Source organism: Mesorhizobium sp. YL-MeA3-2017 (genome assembly GCF_030814575.1).
In the GTDB taxonomy this organism is placed as follows: Bacteria; Pseudomonadota; Alphaproteobacteria; order Rhizobiales; family Rhizobiaceae; genus Mesorhizobium; species Mesorhizobium terrae.
Map to the genome: position 1 here is coordinate 3,334,150 of NZ_JAUSVH010000001.1, position 16,959 is coordinate 3,351,108.

Consider the following 16,959-nt stretch of genomic DNA (forward strand, 5'->3'; position numbering starts at 1 on the left):
TGAATGGGACGTACCAGTTCTATGGATGATCGTCCGGCCTGAGCGATCGCCACCGTGCGCTGCGGACCGCCCGGATTGTTGCGATTAGCGGGTCCGCCGTTCGTTCGCAGGCTTGACGACATCAAGCTCGACGTCCTGCCGCGCCTCAGATACATCGCATGCGCAAGTCGAGCCGGCGTCCACTCGAATGGATGAAGCCCTGCGCCAACGCATCACGGCGTAGCCGATGGCTGCGGCCAAGAACGCGAGCACGGCGATCAATGCAAGACCCTGTCCGCTAAGCCAGCCCACGACACCACCTACTGCCGAGCCGATAAAAAGCGGCCCAAGGCAGCAAAGCGCGACCAATGGCGCGACGACAATTGCGGTCATTAGCCCGGCTGCTGGCTTTTCATTCACGACACCCCACTTTCCGCGCTGGTGGCGCTGCCAAGCCATCAGTGCGGCGCTGCTCGTTGGTTCACATTTACGATCGTCACATCAGAAACTGCTACACCCTGTACTAAATACAGGGTCAATACGGAAGTTTGATCCGATCGGCTGGCCCCCGGGCTTCACCATGTCTGCGCCCGCGCTCCTGGGTTGGTGCATCGCCGATGAAGCGCATAGCTACGTCGAGGCTCCGCGCGTGCCAGTTCGGCGTCCTTTAGCGAGTAATAGAGCCAGATGAATTCGTCCGCGGTGATTCCAGAAAACGCGAAGGCATTCAGAGCATGTAGCCGATATCCGAGGCGCCGGTGGGATACGCGAACATCGTCGTCTTCAGATTGTCGGCCGTTAGGTCGTGGCGGATCGCAAGGGCAAACAGATTGATCACTTCATCAGCGTGCGGTCCGACAAGATGTGCGCCTAGGATACGCCCGGTGTCGTCCTCCACCATCACCTTGAAGCCATAGGTCTTCTCTGCGGCCTGGCGGGCAGTAAACCACTCGGACGCCTTCTGGGACTTAGTTTGGAATTTCAGGCCCTGCTGACGTGCTTCGTCTTCGCTCAGTCCGACCGCAGCGATCGGCGGGATCGTGAAGGCCACGCTCGGCACACCGCGATAGTCGGGTGTATGCCGATTGCCCTCTAGAAGGTTAGCGGCGACCACCTTGGCGTCGTGGCTAGAGACAGGAGTGAGCGGCGGCCCCTTCTGTGCCGCATCGCCGGCGGCGTACACGGCTGGGTTGGAGACACTCTGCAGGTGCTCATTCAGCTTGAGCCGGCCGTTTTCCACGGCGATGCCGCCGACCTCAAGATCAAGCCCGTCCAGCGAGGGTGCCCGGCCGGCCGCATGAACAACGAGGTCGGCCTCAAAGGTTGAGCCTCCACCTTCTGATGTGGTGTGGACGACAAAGCCCGCTCCCTTCTTCTCAATCGCCTCTACAGTGGTCCGCAGGCGCACATCGACCCCGATCTCGGCGAATTTGTCCATGAGCCAGCCGACAAGGTCAGGATCAAAGTGCGTGAGCATCCGCTGGCCACGTTGAAGAATGGTCACTTGCGCGCCTGCGCGAGCGGCGATGTGGGAGAATTCTGACGCTATATAGCCGCCGCCGACCAACACGATGCGTTGGGGCAGCCGCTGCATTGCCAGAAAGTCCTCATTGGTGACGAAATACTCTTCACCGGGAATGTGCAGCTTTATCGGCTCGGCGCCCGCAGCAATCAAAACGTGACGGGCTTCAAGGCTCTCGCCACCCACTGTCAGACTGTTCGGGCCTACGAAGCGCGCATGACCGTGATAGCTATGGATGCCCTTTTCTTCGTAACGGTGTTCGTGCTTTTCGGGGACCGGGTCGGTGAAGGTGCGCTTGAAGGCGATCAATTCGGACCAGGCGATATGGACGTCGCCGGCAACGCCATTGCCGCTCATGCGCCGGACATGGTCGACAGCCGAGGCGCCGCCGACAAGCATCTTTTTCGGGTCGCAGCCCCGCAGGGCGCAGGTGCCTCCGAAAGGCCGGTGGTCGATAACAGCCACGCTCCAGCTCTTTGCGCGCACGCGCATCGCGACGGCCATGGCTGCCGTGCCGGTCCCTATGACTACAAGGTCGAATTGGTTCGCCATTCGTCTCTCTCCTACTTATTCGTCGTGGGCGCATTACCGAGCTGACTTTCGCAGCCGCAACCAGGTTTCAACGGCGAAACGGCAGACAATTTCCGCGGCCTCAACGGTGCCCCGCGTCGCCGACGTCTGGATATGACGAAAGCGCATCGAGGATCGGGCATTCCGGAATGGCGTCACCCGAACACTGTGCAGCGGTTTGGGCTAGAATTTTTTCGATCCGCCTGAGGTCTGCGATCTTTGCGCGAACATCACTGAGGTGGTGCTCGGTACGCTCTTTGACCTCCGCGCACGTCTGTTTGCCGCCGTCGACCAACTCTAAAAGGCCGCGGATTTCCTCGATGCTGAAACCGAGTTCGCGGCCACGCATGACGAAGCGGAGGCGCCGGACATGGGCTTCGTTATAAACGCGGTAGTCGTTAGCGCTGCGCGGCGGCTCGGGAAGAAGCCCAATTTTTTCGTAGTAGCGGACTGTCTCTAAATTAGAGCCCGTCTGACGCGCCAACTCACTTCGTTTGAAACCCCGTCCGATAGCGCGATCCGTCATGGCCCAAAAAAACCTCTTGAGTCTGTAGTCACTACAGACCTTATCGTGTGTCCGACTCGAATTGAAGGGCTTTTTTTAATGAGCGATATCAGTACCAAACTGGTCGACTCGCCGGATGCGGGAAAGGTTAAGACGCAGGGGTGGCTTGCAGCGGGTGGGATCATCGGCGCGATCCTTGCGTCTAGCTGCTGCGTTGTACCTTTCGCCCTGTTCACGTTGGGAATCAGCGGCGCCTGGATTAGTAACCTGACGGCCCTCGAGCCCTATCAGCCCATCTTTGCCGCCGTGACGATTAGTTTCCTAGGCTACGGGTTCTATCTCGTTTACCGGAAGCCCAAAGTCGCCTGCGCCGAAGGCTCCTACTGCGCCAAACCCAGCTCGGGTCGCATCGCAAAGATCGGGCTTTGGACGGCTACTGTGCTCGTTATCGTCGCACTCGGCTTCCCGAAACTGGCGCCCTTGTTCCTCTGATCGACCGCTTAACCTGAAGGAGAAAATCTATGTTCCGACGTATCCTCGCAGCGACTGCGCTTATTGCCATGCTTTCGCCTTTTGCGGCCCAAGCCGCCGAAAGAACCGTTGTCCTAAACGTCGATAACGCGACGTGCGAACTCTGCGCCCCGATTGTCAAGAAAACGCTCTCCCGGGTCTCGGGCGTAAAGGCAGTAGTGGTCCAGGAGGCAAACGGAACGTCGGGCGCAGTGGCAACGGTCACTTTCGACGATGCGGTCACCAATGTCGCGACCCTCATTGCGGCGTCGACCAATGCCGGATATCCGGCGCGCGCGACAAAAGGCTGATTACGTGAATAGTCGCACCCTTTTTCGAACCGGCAGCATTGGGGCGGTCGTGGCGGCGCTCTGCTGCGCGACTCCAATCCTTGGGATTGTGCTGGGAGCGATCGGGCTCTCGGCGCTCGCGGGCAAGGCCGATTATGTCCTGATTCCGGTTCTTATCGTCTCGCTCGGGCTGGTGGGGATCGGGCTCTATCGACGCAACACATCTGCCTCAGCTGGCCCTGACTGCTGCGAGACGGGTAAGAACGCAGGAAAGTTCAAGTCATGAGTGATTGCTGCGCTCCTAGCGCAAAGAACGGGAACGGCCGCTACGATCTCATCGTCGTCGGCGCCGGCTCCGCCGGGTTCTCGGCCGCGATTACGGCAGCAGAACAAGGGGCGCAAGTTGCGTTGATCGGCCACGGCACGATCGGAGGGACGTGCGTCAATGTCGGCTGCGTCCCGTCGAAGGCCCTTATCCGGGCCGCAGAAGCGGTGCACCACGCGAACGCCGCACCCAGGTTCGCCGGTATCGCCGCGCAGGCGCGGGTGGCAGACTGGGGCGCGCAGGTCGCTCAAAAGGATGCACTGGTCGCGGGTCTGCGTCAGGCGAAGTACGCCGATCTCCTGCCATCTTACAACAACATCGCATATAATGAAGGCCGTGCCCGCCTCGTCGATGGCGTCGTCGAAGCCGGTGGCAAGCGTTTCGCGGCGGATCGTATCATCATTGCCACCGGGACCCGGCCGGCGTTGCCGGCGATCCCGGGCATAACGGACATCTCAATCCTCGATAGCACCACGGCGCTGGAGCTGACCGCGCTGCCACGCTCGATGATCGTGCTCGGCGGTGGCTACATCGGCGCTGAGCTCGCGCAAACCTTTGCTCGAGTGGGAGTCGAGGTGACGCTTGTCTTCCGCAGCCGCCTCCTGCCGGAAGCAGAGCCTGAGATCGGGGCGGCGCTCGCCGGTTATCTCGCCGACGAGGGTATCAAGGTCGTCGGCGGTCTGACCTATGAGTCGATCCGTCGGACGGAGGATGGCGTCGCGCTCACGGTTGTTCGGGACGGACACCTAGAGACGCTAGCCGCCGAGCGGGTTCTCGTTGCGACCGGTCGCGCCCCGAACACCGAAAGCCTTGGCCTTGAACAAGCTGGTATCGCCCGGACGCCCGTGGGCGCCATCGTGGTCGACGACCGGATGCGCACGTCCAAAGCGGGCGTCTACGCGGCCGGCGATGTGACGGGCAAGGACCAATTCGTCTACATGGCGGCCTATGGCGCGAAGCTCGCGGCGAAGAACGCGCTCAACGGCAACAGCCTCCGCTACGACAACTCGGCGATGCCTGCGGTAGTCTTCACCGATCCGCAGGTGGGAAGCGTCGGTCTCACGGAAACGCAGGCGCGTGCCGCCGGGCACAACGTCCGCACTTCCGTGCTTTCGCTCGACAACGTGCCCCGCGCGCTCGCGGCCCGGGATACACGCGGACTGATCAAGCTTGTGGCGGACGGCGACACCCGCAAGCTGCTTGGGGCACACATCCTTGCGCCTGAAGGCGCGGACAGTATCCAGACGGCGACGATGGCGATTCGTGGCGGTCTGACAATCGATGACCTCGCGGAGACGATCTTCCCGTATTTGACCACAGTCGAAGGGCTCAAGCTTGCGGCGCAGACATTCGACCGGGATGTCAAGAAGCTGTCCTGCTGCGCGGGCTGACGATTGGCCAAACGATCAGTCGAGGAAGAAGTAATGGCGATCGACGCGACAACATCGGAAGAGTTCAGTGTCGAGATCAGGCCGGGCGTATGCCGCCCGGACTGGTCGGCCGTTACCACGCCGGCCGCGCGGCATGCGCTTAGCGGGCGCATGGCGGCGCGGGCGGGACTTCTGGACAAGTGGTCGCAGGCGCTCGAACCGAATGAGGATCTGGTGTGGCGGATGGTCCTCGACCTCTACGCCGAAACCGGTCGGCCGCCTCGCGCTAGCGAGATTGCCGCCTGCTCGGACATCCCAGAGGAGCGCATGCGCGTCATTCTGCACAAGCTGCAACTGCGCGATCTCGTGGGCCTTGAACCCGGCACGGACGCGATCCTCTATGCCTACCCTTTTACGGAGACACAGACAGGTCACCACGTCGCACTGAAGAGCCACACCTTGCACAGCCTCTGCGCCATCGACGCACTCGGGGTTGGTAGAATGTATCGCAGCGACGTCACGGTCGAGTCCCGCTGTCGGCTAACTGGTAGAAGCGTCCGGGTGACGATAGGCGATGAGGGTCGTACCTTGTGTAACGTGTCGCCCGATGGCGCCGTAGTCTGGTACGATTTTGCCTATGAAGGAGGTGCGGCGGCAAACTCTTGTTGCCCGTTGATCGCCTTCTTTTGTTCGGAAGAGCAATTGCGGCGTTGGCTTGATCAGCAGACGCCATCCCGGCACGGCGTCATGTTGGTGATGGAAGAGGCCCTGGAAGTCGGCAGCGCAATCTTTGGTCCAGTTCTGACAGTGCCTGGCGCAGTTTCGGAGGAAGAGTCGCTAGCATCTTCCAAGTCGAGGAAGGCGCTTCGCTGACAATCGAGCTGCGCCATCTTCGCTACTTTATCGCAGCGGCAGAGCGCGGTAGCTTTCGACGCGCAGCAAAGGCGCTTAAGATTCAGGAGTCCGCCATCAGCCGGCGGATTCGGGATCTGGAAGATGAACTAGGAGCGGCTCTATTCATTCGCCACCATGGTGGTGTCGATCTCACTCAAGCCGGCCAGAGATTTCTCGTCCGCGCTCGTAAGGCCATCACTCAGATCGGCCATGCCGCCATGGACGTTGGTTCAGTTGGGCGTGGTGAAGCGGGCACCGTGCGCATCGGGATATTTTCCTCGCTTGCATCTGGCTTTCTCGCCGATCTCCTCCGCGCCTATGCTGCGGCAAACCCAGCCATCCGACCCGATCTGATTGAAGGCGGGCCCTCCGGCCACATCGCCGCGATTCAACGACATCACCTGGATGTCGCCTTCCTGACCGGTGAGCCGATCGCGGACGGATGCGATCTGGCGCATCTTTGGAATGAGCGTGTCTTCGTAGCATTGCCAGACGACGACGACCTGTCTCGAAATCGCGAGATTTCTTGGACGGACCTGCGAGACCGACACTTTATCGTCAGTGAGACCGACCCGGGTCCGGAGATCCACGACTACCTGGTGAAGCACCTCGCTGACCTTGGGCACCACCCCAACGTCGAACGTTGCCGTGTCGGTCGAGACAATTTGATGAATCTCGTCGCCATGGCTCAGGGCCTCACGCTGACCAGCGAAGCGACTATCGCGGCGCGCTTTCCCGGCGTCGCCTACCGCCCACTCAGCCAGGAGATTCTGCCGTTCTGCGCGATTTGGTCGCCGCACAATGACAATCCGGCTTTACGGCGGTTGCTGAGCCTAGCCAGAACAATGTCGCGACGATCGAACGCCGTCACAGTGCCGGGACTGATCGCTAATTCTGCGACGACGAGCCCGAGCTAGCAGGTGGGTGCCCGTGTTCGCCGTCGCGTCGCGCCTTCAAGAATCCTCGGTCGGTCGCCATGAATCGCTCGATCATCGGCGGAATCAGCTTCACCGGATCGCCCACGGATCTTCCTGTCTCGCGGGCTAGTATTTGGGCATAGGCCACGAGATCGCGGTGAACCGTGGCCGGCAGTTCGAACGAGACCTTGACCGGCTTGTCATCCGTAATCGAGCCAAGCTTCAATTTCACCATATCAGCCTCCGTAGGGTTCGAGCACGAGATCGCGCGTGACGATGACGCGGACGGGAAAGCCCGGCCGGATGGTGAGCGTCGGGGCGATGTTGAGCTGACGCTGGACGATTTGCTGGCCGGTTTGGCTGACGCTGTTGTACGCACCCTGTCGTAGCGCCCGCACGATGTCGCTTTCCTGGCCAGACGAGCCGGCCTCCGCACCGATGCTCAGGATCGTGGAGAGCGCAGCGGCCTTGAACAGTTCGCCCCAGTGATAGTCGACACCATCCTCGAGGCCGGCATAGCCCTCGGCGTCCGCACCAGGCTGGCGCTCCAGAACGATGGAGCGACCATTGGGAAAGATCAGCCGATTCCAGACGAGGAGTATGCGCCGCTGACCGAAGCCGACGCCGCTGTCATACTGCCCGATGACGCGCGTGCCCTGAGGCACGAGGAGGATCTTGCCGGTCGGGCTGTCATAGATGTTCTCCGTCACCTGCGCGGTGATCTGGCCCGGCAGGTCGGAGCGGATGCCGGTGATGAGCGCGGCAGCGATGACAGCGCCGGCCTGCAGAACGTTCTTCGACGCCGGCGCCGCAACGCGATCCGGCGAGACGGTGCGCTTGTCCGGCGCCTGGTTGAGGAATGCGAGCTGGCGATCCTGCGCCGAGGGCGTCGCCGGCTGCGGCGCGAGGCCGAGGCTGGCGAGGTCGGCCGGCGGCGTGGCGATCGCGGTGGGTTGCGTCGAGGCCCCAGCACTGGCGGGCCGAGTCTCGGTCGAGGCGAACAGCCGCGCGGTCCGTGCCGACTCCAGCTCCTGCGCCCGACGCTGTTCCTCCGGGCTCGGCCCCACGGGGCCTGATGCAGGCGCGCCGATCGGCGGCACCGTGCCACCGTTCTGCGCGTTCAGGATCGGGCGACCGAGATCGCCCGGGAGCGGCGGGCCGAGCTTCGGGACGCCGGAATAATCTTTCGGCAATCCAGCCAGTCCGTCCGGTGTCGAGCGGTTGTCTGTCGAGTACAGTTCCTGGCCCTGGCCACCGTGACGGGTCTGAAGCGCATAGATCAGCGCCCCGCCGACACCGAGGCTTGCGGCGAGACCCAGACCGGCCAGCACCTTGCGGGACAGGCGGGTCACGCGCGGCGGCTCGGCGCGCAGCCGCATCGTCGCGGCCGGCCCGCCGGTCAGCGGCCGAGCGTCATCGTCGATCGGCTGAGGCTGGGGCGTCGAACCTTGCGCCCGGCCTTCCTCCTTTTCGGGATCGCGTTCATCGCTCACGATGCCGGCCTCCCGTCGGTGCGGGAGATGCGGACGCGCTTCTGGTTCTTGCCCGCACCAAACCGCAACTCGGCGGCGGCGAACAGCCGATCGACAATCATGTAGTTGCCGCGCACGCGATAGTTCACCAGCTCGGATGTGTCGCCCTCCGGCCCGACCACGAACAGCGGCGGCATCTCGCCCTGACCGATGCCGCGCGGGAATTCGATGAACACCTGCTTGCCGTCATCGAAGGCGCGAAGCGGCCGCCACGGCGCGCGGTCACCCGTCACCTCGTAGCGAAAATTGACGCGGGCGAGATCGATGCCGCTGGAGACGGGCTGCGCGGCCTCGGCTTGCTGGTTCTGGCGGCGCAGCGCGATGAGCTGGTCTTGCGGATATTGCCAGGACACCGACGCCATGTAGGTCGAGGGCGTTGCGCGCAGCTCCATGTGATAGGTGCGCCTGTCGGTGTTGATGACGAGATTGGTCATCAGCTCGGCGCGGGTTGGCTTTACGAGGATATGAATCTGCTTGGCCGCGCCGATGCCGCTCTCGGTATCGCCGATGATCCAGCGCACGGTGTCGCCGGCGGCGACGGGACCGGAGCCGACGAGCTGTTCGCCGGGCTGGAGCGCGATGTCGGTGATCTGCCCCGGCGATGCATAGACCTGATAGAGCGCGCCATCGACGAAGGGATAGACCTGCATGGAGTTGATGAAGCCGTTGCGAACGGGCTGAACGCGCGCGGCGGCGTTGGCCTGGTTGACGCGTGCGGCGGGGTCGGCCGGTTCCGGCTCGGGCTTCCCGTCCTTGCCGAGCGGCTTCAACTGACCGGGCAGCGGGAGCGGCTTGGGCAATTCCACCACCCTGACGGGCGCTGGCGGATCGGTCGTCTGCACGGCCGGGGCCGCATTGTCGTAGGAAATTTCCGGGGGCGGCGTGTGGGTGGCGCACCCTGCCAACGCCGAACCGGCGAGCAGGATCGCCGGCAAAGCGGATTTGCGCAAAGCCGGCATTACGTGGATGCGGAAAGCCGGACGCCCTGCACTCCAGGGGGCGGCTTTGCGGAGTGCGGGCGTCATTGTCCAAGCTCCTTCGACCAGTTGATGGCGTTGATGTAGATGCCGAGCGGATTCTTCCGCAGCGTGTCGGCGTCGCGCGGCGGCTGTACAATGACGGTGAGGATGGCTGACCAGCGTTCGGTGGAGGCCAGCGAGCCGTCCTGATAGCGGCGCTCGATCCAGGCGATGCGGAAGCTGGATGGCGAGGCCCGGATGACCGACGACACCTCGATTGCGATTTGCTGCTTGCCGACCTTCGTGAAGGGGTCGTTGGCGCGGGCGTAGTCGTTGAGCGCGAGCGCGCCGCCTTGTGTGGTGAAGTCATAGGCGCGCAGCCAGTTCTGCCGCACGATGATGGCGTCGGCCGGGATCGAGCGGACCTGCTCGATGAAGCGCGCCAGGTAGAAGGCGATCTGCGGATCGTTCGGCTGGTAGTCGGCGGTCGCCGGCGCCACGGCCTGCGCCTGGCCGAGCCGGTCGACCTGCACCACCCAGGGCACGATCGAGCCGTTGGCGGACTGCCAGACAAGCGCGGCGGAGAGGCCAGCGGCAAGCCCCAATGAGCCGAACGCCATGTAGCGCCAGTTGCGGGCCTGCACGCGGGCCGATCCGATCCGATCGTCCCAGATCTGCGCCGCGCGCTGGTAGGGCGTCTCTGGTTGCGGGGATTTGCCGTAGTGGGTGGATGGTCGTTTGAACATGGTCAGTCGCTTTCGGAGAGGTTGACGGAGGAGCCACCGCCATGGCTGTCACCGCTACGCACGGCGTGAGCGGCGGCCTGAACGCCATGGGTGAGCTGCTGCGAGCGCTTCATGCGCTTCGCCCAGGCCCGCGGACTTTCGGCGGCGGAAGAGGATGCAGCCTCGGCGGTGATTTCGCCCGCCGCTGAGCCCGATGACCCTGTGGCGATCTCCGTCGCGGCCTGGCCGCCGGCCTGATAGCTCTGCTTCAGGCTTTCGGTGGCATGTCCGGCAGCGCGCCTGAGTGGCGAGACGGCGGCCTTCGCGCCGGTGCTTGCGACATTGCCGAGACCGGATGCGACGCCCGATGCGCCAGACTGACCAGCGGCGCCAAGGCTGTAGGCCGTGGATGCGCCGCCAGCGAGGGCGGCTCCACCACGAGCGGCGGCGGCTGCGCCGCCGGCAAGCGCGGCACCGCCGGAAGCGACCGCGCCTACCGTAGCTGCGCCCGCCGCGACCATGCCGCCGGCGGCGAGACCCGTGCCGACCGCCGCGCCCGCGCCGAGCTGCGGTCCACCGGAGATGAGACCATTGGCGATGCCGGGGCCGAAGATGCCGAGACCAAGCAGCGAAAGCGCGGCGAGCACGATCGCCATCGCGTCGTCGATCGACGGCGTCGCGCCGGCAAAGCCAGAGGTGAATTCTGAGAACAGCGTCGAGCCGATGCCGATGATGACCGCGAGGACCAGCACTTTGATGCCGGAGGAGATGACGTTGCCCAGCACGCGCTCGGCCATGAAGGCGGATTTGCCGAACAGACCGAAGGGAATGAGGACAAAGCCGGGGAGTGTAGTCAGCTTGAATTCGATCAGGGTGACGAAGAGCTGGATCGCGAGGATGAAGAAGGCGAGCAGGATCAGCGCCCAGGCGAAGAGCAGGCAGGCAATCTGAATGAAGTTCTCGAAGAACGACCAGTAGCCCATCAGGCCGGAGATGGAGTCGAGCAGCGGCCGTCCCGCGTCGAGCCCGGTCTGCGCCACCTTGCCGGGGCGCAAAAGGTCGCTGACGGCAAAGCTGGTGCCTGACGCCTTCAGGCCGAGGCCCGCGAAGCTCTCGAAGATGATGCGGGCGAGATTATTCCAGTTGGAGATGAGGTAGGCGAAGACGCCGACGAACAGCGTCTTCTTGACGAGGCGCGCCATGATGTCGTCGTCGGCGCCCCACGACCAAAAGAGCGCGGCCAGCGTCACGTCGATGACGATGAGCGTGGTGGCGATGAAGCCGACCTCGCCACCGAGCAGGCCGAAGCCGCCGTCGATGTAGCGCGTGAAGACTTCGAGGAAATGGTCGATGACGCCGGTGCCGCCCATGTCAGCGAGCTCCCTGGTCGGCAGAGATGGCCGGCCGGGCCGGCTCGGCCTGCACCGCAGGCCCGGTCAAATCCGCTGGCGCACTGTCTTTGCGGATGGGGTCGGCCGACGCGGGCGCGCTTGGAAACAGCGTGGTCGGCGCAGACGGGACCGACGACACCGCTGGCGCCGGTTGACCGAGGAACCGGCGCCGGTTCTCGGCCCACGCTATCAGGCAGGCGGGATCGCGCGGGCCTGCCTCACCGATCTCCGAACAGCGCAGCAATTCGGCCGCGAGAGGATCTTGCGATGCGACGGGACGCACCCGTGTCGCGAAGTCGATTGGCCGATCATCCTTGCGGTTCATCTCGATCGCGGTCGCCGTGATGGCGACCGCGACGAAGACGATGGCGCCGATGCGAGCGAGGGTCTTGCCGTCCATCGCGCCGCCCTCAGTGATTGCCGTAGAACATCTGCGCGTTGCCGGGCTGGTAGCCCGAACCCGGCGTCAGAAAGCGACGGCGCTGCTCGCGGCCCTGTTCGGCGGCGGCGGACTGCTCCGCCGATTGCAAGGCCTGCGCCCGACCGTTGGCCGCGACGACGGCGGTGAGATCCGCGAGTTGCTGGGCCTGGAGCGCGAGAAGCTGGTTGCCGGCTTGCGTTGCCTGCAGCGCACCGGTCGCGCCCTGGCTCTGGCCGACCAGCGCCGACATCTGCGCGCGGTTGGTGTCGATGTTGCCGACGACGCCGGCTTGCACGCGCATGGCGTCCTGCAGGCCGCCGACCGTGTTCTGCCAGCGCGAGCGCGCATCGGCGACAAGCTGCTGATCGGACGCCGACATCGAGACGTTTCCGTATTTCTGCTGGAACACGCGATCGATCTGCTGGACGTCGTAGGCGATGTTCTGGGCTTGCTGCAGGAGTTGCTGCGTCCGCTGAACCGATTGCTGAAGCTGTTGCAGCGACGAGTACGGCAGGCTCGCGAGATTGCGAGCCTGGTTGATCAACATCTGCGCTTCGTTCTGAAGCGAGGTGATCTGGTTGGTGATCTGCTGGAGCGAACGCGCCGCCGTCAGGACGTTTTGTGCATAGTTCGAGGGATCGAACACGATGATGGCGTGGGCCGGCGTCGCCAGCATGGGCGCGAGCGCCACGGGAGCGATCAGCAGCGCGGCAGCGAACCGCGCTGCGCGGGATTGGCGCAGTTTCATGAGGACTTCTCCTTGTTGGTGAGCGTGGGGATGAGATCAGCGGCCCAGCCGACCTCACGGTGATCGAGCCAGGCGGCGAGGAATCCGTCGCGGCCATGTTCGGCGACGATCCGGGCGATGGCGGCCTGGTCGGTTTTTGACGAGGCGGCGCAGAGCGCGAGCGCGACGTCGGAAAGGCCCAGCTCGAACAGCCGATTGCCGCGCCGGGACTGGCAGTAGTAGTCACGCTTGGGCATGGCCCGGGCGATGATCTCGATCTGGCGATCGTTGAGGCCGAAACGCCGATAGATCGCCGTGATCTGCGGCTCAATCGCGCGCTCGTTCGGCAGCAGAAGCCGGGTCTGACAGCTCTCGATGATGGCGGGCGCGATCGCCGAGCCGTCGATGTCCGATAGGCTTTGCGTGGCGAAGATAACGCTGGCGTTCTTTTTGCGCAGCGTCTTCAGCCATTCGCGGAGCTGGCCGGCGAAGCCGTCGTCATCCAGCGCCAGCCAGCCCTCGTCGATGATGAGAAGCGTCGGCGAACCATCGAGCCGGTCTTCGATCCTGTGAAACAGATAGGAGAGGACCGCGGGCGCCGCGCCTGTCCCGATCAGACCTTCTGTCTCGAACGCTTGAACGAAGGCCGATCCGAGATGCTCGCGCTCGGCGTCGAGCAACCGGCCGTAGGGTCCGCCGACACAATAGGGTCTGAGCGCCTGCTTGAGGTCGTTCGACTGGAGCAGCACGACCAGGCCGGTGATCGAGCGCTCCTCGACGGGCGCCGATGCCAGCGAGGTCAGCGCCGTCCAGATATGCTCCTTCACCTCGGGCGTGATCGGCACGCCTTCGCGCGTCAAGATCGACACGATCCAATCGCCCGCCCAGGCGCGCTCGGGAACGTCGTGGATGCGGGCCAGCGGCTGAAGGCTGACGCTGTCGATGGCACCGTCGCTGAGATCGCCGCCGAGATCGTGCCAATCGCCGCCCATGCCGAGCGCCGCCGCGCGGATCGAGCCGCCGAAGTCGAAGGCGAAGACCTGGGCGCGCTCATAGCGTCTGAACTGAAGCGCCATCAGCGCCAGCAGCACGGACTTGCCCGCGCCGGTCGGGCCGACGATCAGCGTGTGGCCGACGTCGCCGACGTGAAGCGAAAGCCGGAACGGGGTCGAGCCTTCGGTCTTGCCGAAGAGCAGTGGGGGCGCTGCAAAATGCTCGTCCCGTTCCGGCCCCGCCCACACCGCCGAAAGCGGGATCATGTGGGCGAGATTGAGCGTGGAAATCGGAGGCTGGCGGACATTCGCGTAGACATGGCCGGGCAATGACCCGAGCCAGGCGTCCACCGCATTGATGGTCTCGGCCATGGCGGTGAAGTCGCGGCCCTGGATGACCTTCTCGACCAACCGCAGCTTCTCGTCGGCGACGCGCGGATCGTCGTCCCACACCGTCACCGTCGCGGTGACATAGGCCATGCCGGCATAGTCGGCGCCGAGTTCCTGCAGCGCCATGTCGGCGTCGGCAGCCTTGTTGGAGGCGTCGGTGTCCACGAGGACGGACGCCTCGTTGGTCATCACCTCCTTGAGGATCGCGGCGATCGACTTGCGCTTGGCGAACCATTGCCGCCGGATCTTGGTCAAGAGCTTGGTCGCGTCGGTCTTGTCGAGCAGGATCGCGCGCGTCGACCAGCGATAGGGGAAGGCCAAGCGGTTCAGCTCGTCGAGCAGGCCCGGCGTCGTCGCCGTTGGAAAGCCCGTGACGGTGAGGATGCGCAGATGCGATGCGCCAAGGCGCGGTTCGAGCCCGCCGGTGAGCGGCTGGTCGGCGAGCAGCGCGTCGAGATAGATCGGCGTCTCGGGAACACGGACGCGGTGACGCTTGGTCGAGACGCAGCCGTGGAGGTAGGTGAGCGTCTCCGCGTCATCGAGCCAGCGGCACTCCGGCATGAAGGCTTCGACCAGACGCAGGATGCGATCGGTGCGATCGGCGAAGCCAGTCATCGCCTCGCGCGGGTCGATGCCTGACTTCTCGCGGCCTTCGTAGAGCCAGGTTTCCGCGCGCGCGGCGTCTTCGGCCGGGGGCAGATAGGTGAAGGTCAGGAAGTAGCACGACTCGAAATGCGCACCGGCCTCCTCGAAGTCCGCCTTCCGCTCGGCATCAACCAGCGCCGAGGCGGGATCGGGAAAGCGGCTGTCGGGATAGAGGTTCGCGGCGTGGCGCTGCGCCTCGACGAAGATCGCCCAGCCGCTGCCGAGACGGCGGAAGGCGTTGTTGAGGCGGCCGGCGACCGCGACCAGCTCGGCCGGGACGGCGCTGTCGAGATCGGGGCCGCGAAACCGGGCGGTGCGCTGAAAGCTGCCGTCCTTGTTGAGGACGATTCCTTCGCCCACCAGCGCGACCCAGGGCAGGAAGTCGGCGAGCCGGCTGTTGCGATTGCGATATTCGGTGAGGTTCATCATCGGCGCGCTCCCCGTCAGACCGAAAGGTGCGCGGGGACGCGCAGATGGCGGCGCACCACGTCGACGAAGAGCGGATCGCGCTTCGCCGCCCACACCGCCGCGACATGGCCGATCGCCCAGATGGCGATGCCGACCAGCCAGAGGCGAAGGCCAAGACCCACGGCGCCAGCGAGTGTCCCGTTCATGATGGCGATGGCGCGCGGCGCGCCACCGAGCAGGATCGGCTCGGTCAGCGCGCGGTGAACCGCGACCGTGAAGCCCGGCACCTCGCCGGCTTGATCCACGACGCCCGCCATCAGACGAGCGCTCCGCCGCCGAAGGAGAAGAAGCTGAGGAAGAACGAGCTGGCCGCGAACGCGATCGAGAGGCCGAACACGATCTGGATCAGCCGCCGGAAGCCGCCGGACGTGTCGCCGAAGGCGAGCGTCAGGCCGGTGACGATGATGATGATTACCGCGATGATCTTCGCGACCGGACCTTCGATCGACTGGAGGATCTGCTGGAGCGGCTGCTCCCACGGCATGGAGGAGCCGGAGGCGTGGGCGGCGGGCGCCATCGCGACGGTAATTACGAGGGCCGACGCCATCATCATCAGGCGGCGAGGCAATCTGCGGGCATGCGAGATCATGCGGATTCTCCTTCGTTGGGCTTCGGGGTGATGGGGGTGACGCGGTAATCGCCGTCCGGGCCGAGGCCCTCGACGCGTGCGAGTTCGGAGAGCCGACGGGCAGAGCCGCGGCCGGAGAGGACGGCAACGATGTCGATCGTCTCGGCGATCAGCGCGCGCGGGACCGTAACGACGGCTTCCTGGATGAGTTGTTCCATCCGGCGCAGCGCGCCGATCGCGCTGCCGGCATGGATCGTGCCGATGCCGCCGGGGTGGCCGGTGCCCCATGCCTTGAGGAGTTCCAGTGCCTCGGCTCCACGCACCTCGCCGACCGGAATGCGGTCAGGGCGCAGGCGCAGGGATGAGCGGACGAGATCGGAAAGCGAGGCGACGCCGTCTTTTGTGCGCATTGCCACGAGGTTCGGCGCCGCGCATTGCAGCTCGCGCGTGTCCTCGATGATGACGACGCGGTCGTCAGTCTTCGCGACCTCTGCCAGCAGCGCGTTGGTGAGCGTGGTCTTGCCGGTCGATGTGCCGCCGGTGACCAAAATGTTGGCGCGTGCGGCGACCCCTTGGCGCAGCGTCTCGGCCTGCACCGCCGACATGATGCCGGCCGCGACATAGTCGTCGAGCGTGAACACCGCGACAGCGGGCTTGCGGATCGCGAAGGCGGGCGCGGCGACGACGGGAGGCAACAGCCCCTCGAACCGCTCCCCGGTCTCGGGCAGCTCGGCTGAGACACGCGGGGCGCCGGCATGGATTTCGGCGCCGACATGGTGTGCGACGAGGCGGACGATGCGCTCGCCGTCCGCTGCCGACAGCCGCTCGCCCGTATCGGACAGCCCCTCGGAGAGGCGGTCGATCCAGAGCCGACCATCGGGATTCAGCATCACCTCGACGATGCTGGCGTCGTCGAGATAGCGCGCGATGGCGGGGCCAAGCGCGGTGCGCAGCATCCGCGCGCCGCGCGCAAAGCCTTCTGAATTTTGATGAGACGCCATCATACAACCCCGATTCCATCGGGGCTGAGACAGACCTTCCCCGGACGGGGATGATTAAAAGGGCCTGATTTTGGGCCGATTCAACAAAGATTCATCGGCGTAGTAGTGTAGCGTGCAAATACAGGAAAACGGCGGGGTCAGGATTCAGAAGGCGCGAGGCAAGTGATCGATGACGGCAAATCTTCAACATGGAAGATCCGATACGGCGAGCCGATTCATCGCCGCGCCCGCCGACGTGATCTATCGCGCATTTGTCGA

At 64.5% G+C, this 16,959-nt stretch carries 20 protein-coding genes and 1 pseudogene; 7 read left to right on the forward strand and 14 right to left on the reverse strand.

The features are described from left to right. Positions 1–84: 84 nt before the first annotated feature. From QFZ88_RS15990 to QFZ88_RS16000, 3 genes are all read right to left on the reverse strand, one after another. Positions 85–438, reverse strand: coding sequence for a hypothetical protein (locus QFZ88_RS15990; protein WP_036257115.1), 354 nt, complete (start codon positions 436–438; stop codon positions 85–87). Positions 439–706: 268 nt separating this feature from the next. Next, positions 707–2,053, reverse strand: a complete 1,347-nt coding sequence (locus QFZ88_RS15995) for a dihydrolipoyl dehydrogenase family protein (RefSeq protein ID WP_024922511.1) — start codon at positions 2,051–2,053, stop codon at positions 707–709. Positions 2,054–2,153: 100 nt separating this feature from the next. Beyond that, positions 2,154–2,597, reverse strand: coding sequence for a MerR family transcriptional regulator (locus tag QFZ88_RS16000; RefSeq protein WP_024922512.1), 444 nt, complete (start codon positions 2,595–2,597; stop codon positions 2,154–2,156). 78 nt (positions 2,598–2,675) lie between these two features. On the opposite strand from QFZ88_RS16000, the gene QFZ88_RS16005 reads away from it, so the two are divergent. The 7 genes and pseudogenes from QFZ88_RS16005 (at position 2,676) to QFZ88_RS16035 (ending at position 6,882) form a co-directional block, all read left to right on the forward strand. After that, positions 2,676–3,068: a mercuric transporter MerT family protein gene (locus tag QFZ88_RS16005; protein WP_024922513.1), complete on the forward strand. Its 393-nt coding sequence runs from the start codon at positions 2,676–2,678 to the stop codon at positions 3,066–3,068. A gap of 29 nt (positions 3,069–3,097) precedes the next feature. Further along, positions 3,098–3,397 carry a heavy-metal-associated domain-containing protein gene (locus tag QFZ88_RS16010; protein WP_024922514.1) on the forward strand — a complete coding sequence of 100 codons (300 nt, stop codon included), beginning with the start codon at positions 3,098–3,100 and terminating at the stop codon, positions 3,395–3,397. After that, positions 3,363–3,662 (forward strand): mercury resistance system transport protein MerF, encoded by a 300-nt coding sequence (gene merF / locus QFZ88_RS16015; protein ID WP_051512209.1) that lies wholly within the window; start codon positions 3,363–3,365, stop codon positions 3,660–3,662. Before QFZ88_RS16010 ends, merF begins: the two co-directional genes overlap by 35 nt. After that, the gene (gene merA / locus QFZ88_RS16020) at positions 3,659–5,092 is read left to right on the forward strand and encodes a mercury(II) reductase (RefSeq protein WP_024922515.1); all 1,434 of its coding nucleotides are present in this window, start codon (positions 3,659–3,661) and stop codon (positions 5,090–5,092) included. Before merF ends, merA begins: the two co-directional genes overlap by 4 nt. Before the next feature lie 33 nt (positions 5,093–5,125). After that, positions 5,126–5,944: an alkylmercury lyase family protein gene (locus tag QFZ88_RS16025; RefSeq protein WP_024922516.1), complete on the forward strand. Its 819-nt coding sequence runs from the start codon at positions 5,126–5,128 to the stop codon at positions 5,942–5,944. Between the two features lie 8 nt (positions 5,945–5,952). Beyond that, positions 5,953–6,120 (forward strand): annotated as a pseudogene (locus tag QFZ88_RS16030) (LysR family transcriptional regulator); the annotation flags it as partial. A 63-nt stretch (positions 6,121–6,183) separates the two neighbouring features. Further along, complete coding sequence (locus tag QFZ88_RS16035) at positions 6,184–6,882, forward strand: LysR family substrate-binding domain-containing protein (protein ID WP_244431161.1); 699 nt, start codon at positions 6,184–6,186, stop codon at positions 6,880–6,882. Here the strand turns inward: QFZ88_RS16035 and QFZ88_RS16040 are convergent. From QFZ88_RS16040 to trbB, 11 genes are read right to left on the reverse strand one after another with little or no spacing between them, the layout of a single operon-like run. Beyond that, entirely contained in the window at positions 6,854–7,117 is a 264-nt protein-coding gene (locus tag QFZ88_RS16040) for a DUF2274 domain-containing protein (protein ID WP_024922518.1), read from the reverse strand. The two genes, QFZ88_RS16035 and QFZ88_RS16040, sit on opposite strands and share 29 nt — an antisense overlap. Before the next feature lies 1 nt (position 7,118). Further along, a complete protein-coding gene (locus QFZ88_RS16045) occupies positions 7,119–8,375 on the reverse strand; it encodes a TrbI/VirB10 family protein (RefSeq protein WP_024922519.1) in 1,257 nt (418 codons plus the stop codon). Then, positions 8,372–9,439: a P-type conjugative transfer protein TrbG gene (trbG, locus tag QFZ88_RS16050; protein ID WP_024922520.1), complete on the reverse strand. Its 1,068-nt coding sequence runs from the start codon at positions 9,437–9,439 to the stop codon at positions 8,372–8,374. The genes QFZ88_RS16045 and trbG overlap by 4 nt, the downstream gene beginning before the upstream one ends. Further along, complete coding sequence (trbF, locus tag QFZ88_RS16055; protein ID WP_024922521.1) at positions 9,436–10,119, reverse strand: conjugal transfer protein TrbF; 684 nt, start codon at positions 10,117–10,119, stop codon at positions 9,436–9,438. The genes trbG and trbF overlap by 4 nt, the downstream gene beginning before the upstream one ends. 2 nt (positions 10,120–10,121) lie before the next feature. Continuing rightward, complete coding sequence (gene trbL / locus QFZ88_RS16060) at positions 10,122–11,468, reverse strand: P-type conjugative transfer protein TrbL (RefSeq protein ID WP_307418219.1); 1,347 nt, start codon at positions 11,466–11,468, stop codon at positions 10,122–10,124. Position 11,469: 1 nt separating this feature from the next. Further along, entirely contained in the window at positions 11,470–11,889 is a 420-nt protein-coding gene (trbK-alt, locus tag QFZ88_RS16065; protein ID WP_024922523.1) for a putative entry exclusion protein TrbK-alt, read from the reverse strand. Positions 11,890–11,899: 10 nt separating this feature from the next. Continuing rightward, complete coding sequence (trbJ, locus tag QFZ88_RS16070) at positions 11,900–12,658, reverse strand: P-type conjugative transfer protein TrbJ (protein WP_024922524.1); 759 nt, start codon at positions 12,656–12,658, stop codon at positions 11,900–11,902. After that, complete coding sequence (trbE, locus tag QFZ88_RS16075) at positions 12,655–15,093, reverse strand: conjugal transfer protein TrbE (protein WP_024922525.1); 2,439 nt, start codon at positions 15,091–15,093, stop codon at positions 12,655–12,657. Before trbE ends, trbJ begins: the two co-directional genes overlap by 4 nt. Before the next feature lie 14 nt (positions 15,094–15,107). After that, positions 15,108–15,389: a VirB3 family type IV secretion system protein gene (locus QFZ88_RS16080; protein WP_024922526.1), complete on the reverse strand. Its 282-nt coding sequence runs from the start codon at positions 15,387–15,389 to the stop codon at positions 15,108–15,110. Further along, positions 15,389–15,721, reverse strand: coding sequence for a TrbC/VirB2 family protein (locus QFZ88_RS16085; protein ID WP_024922527.1), 333 nt, complete (start codon positions 15,719–15,721; stop codon positions 15,389–15,391). The genes QFZ88_RS16080 and QFZ88_RS16085 overlap by 1 nt, the downstream gene beginning before the upstream one ends. After that, complete coding sequence (trbB, locus tag QFZ88_RS16090; protein ID WP_024922528.1) at positions 15,718–16,704, reverse strand: P-type conjugative transfer ATPase TrbB; 987 nt, start codon at positions 16,702–16,704, stop codon at positions 15,718–15,720. Before trbB ends, QFZ88_RS16085 begins: the two co-directional genes overlap by 4 nt. Positions 16,705–16,959 lie beyond the last annotated feature (255 nt).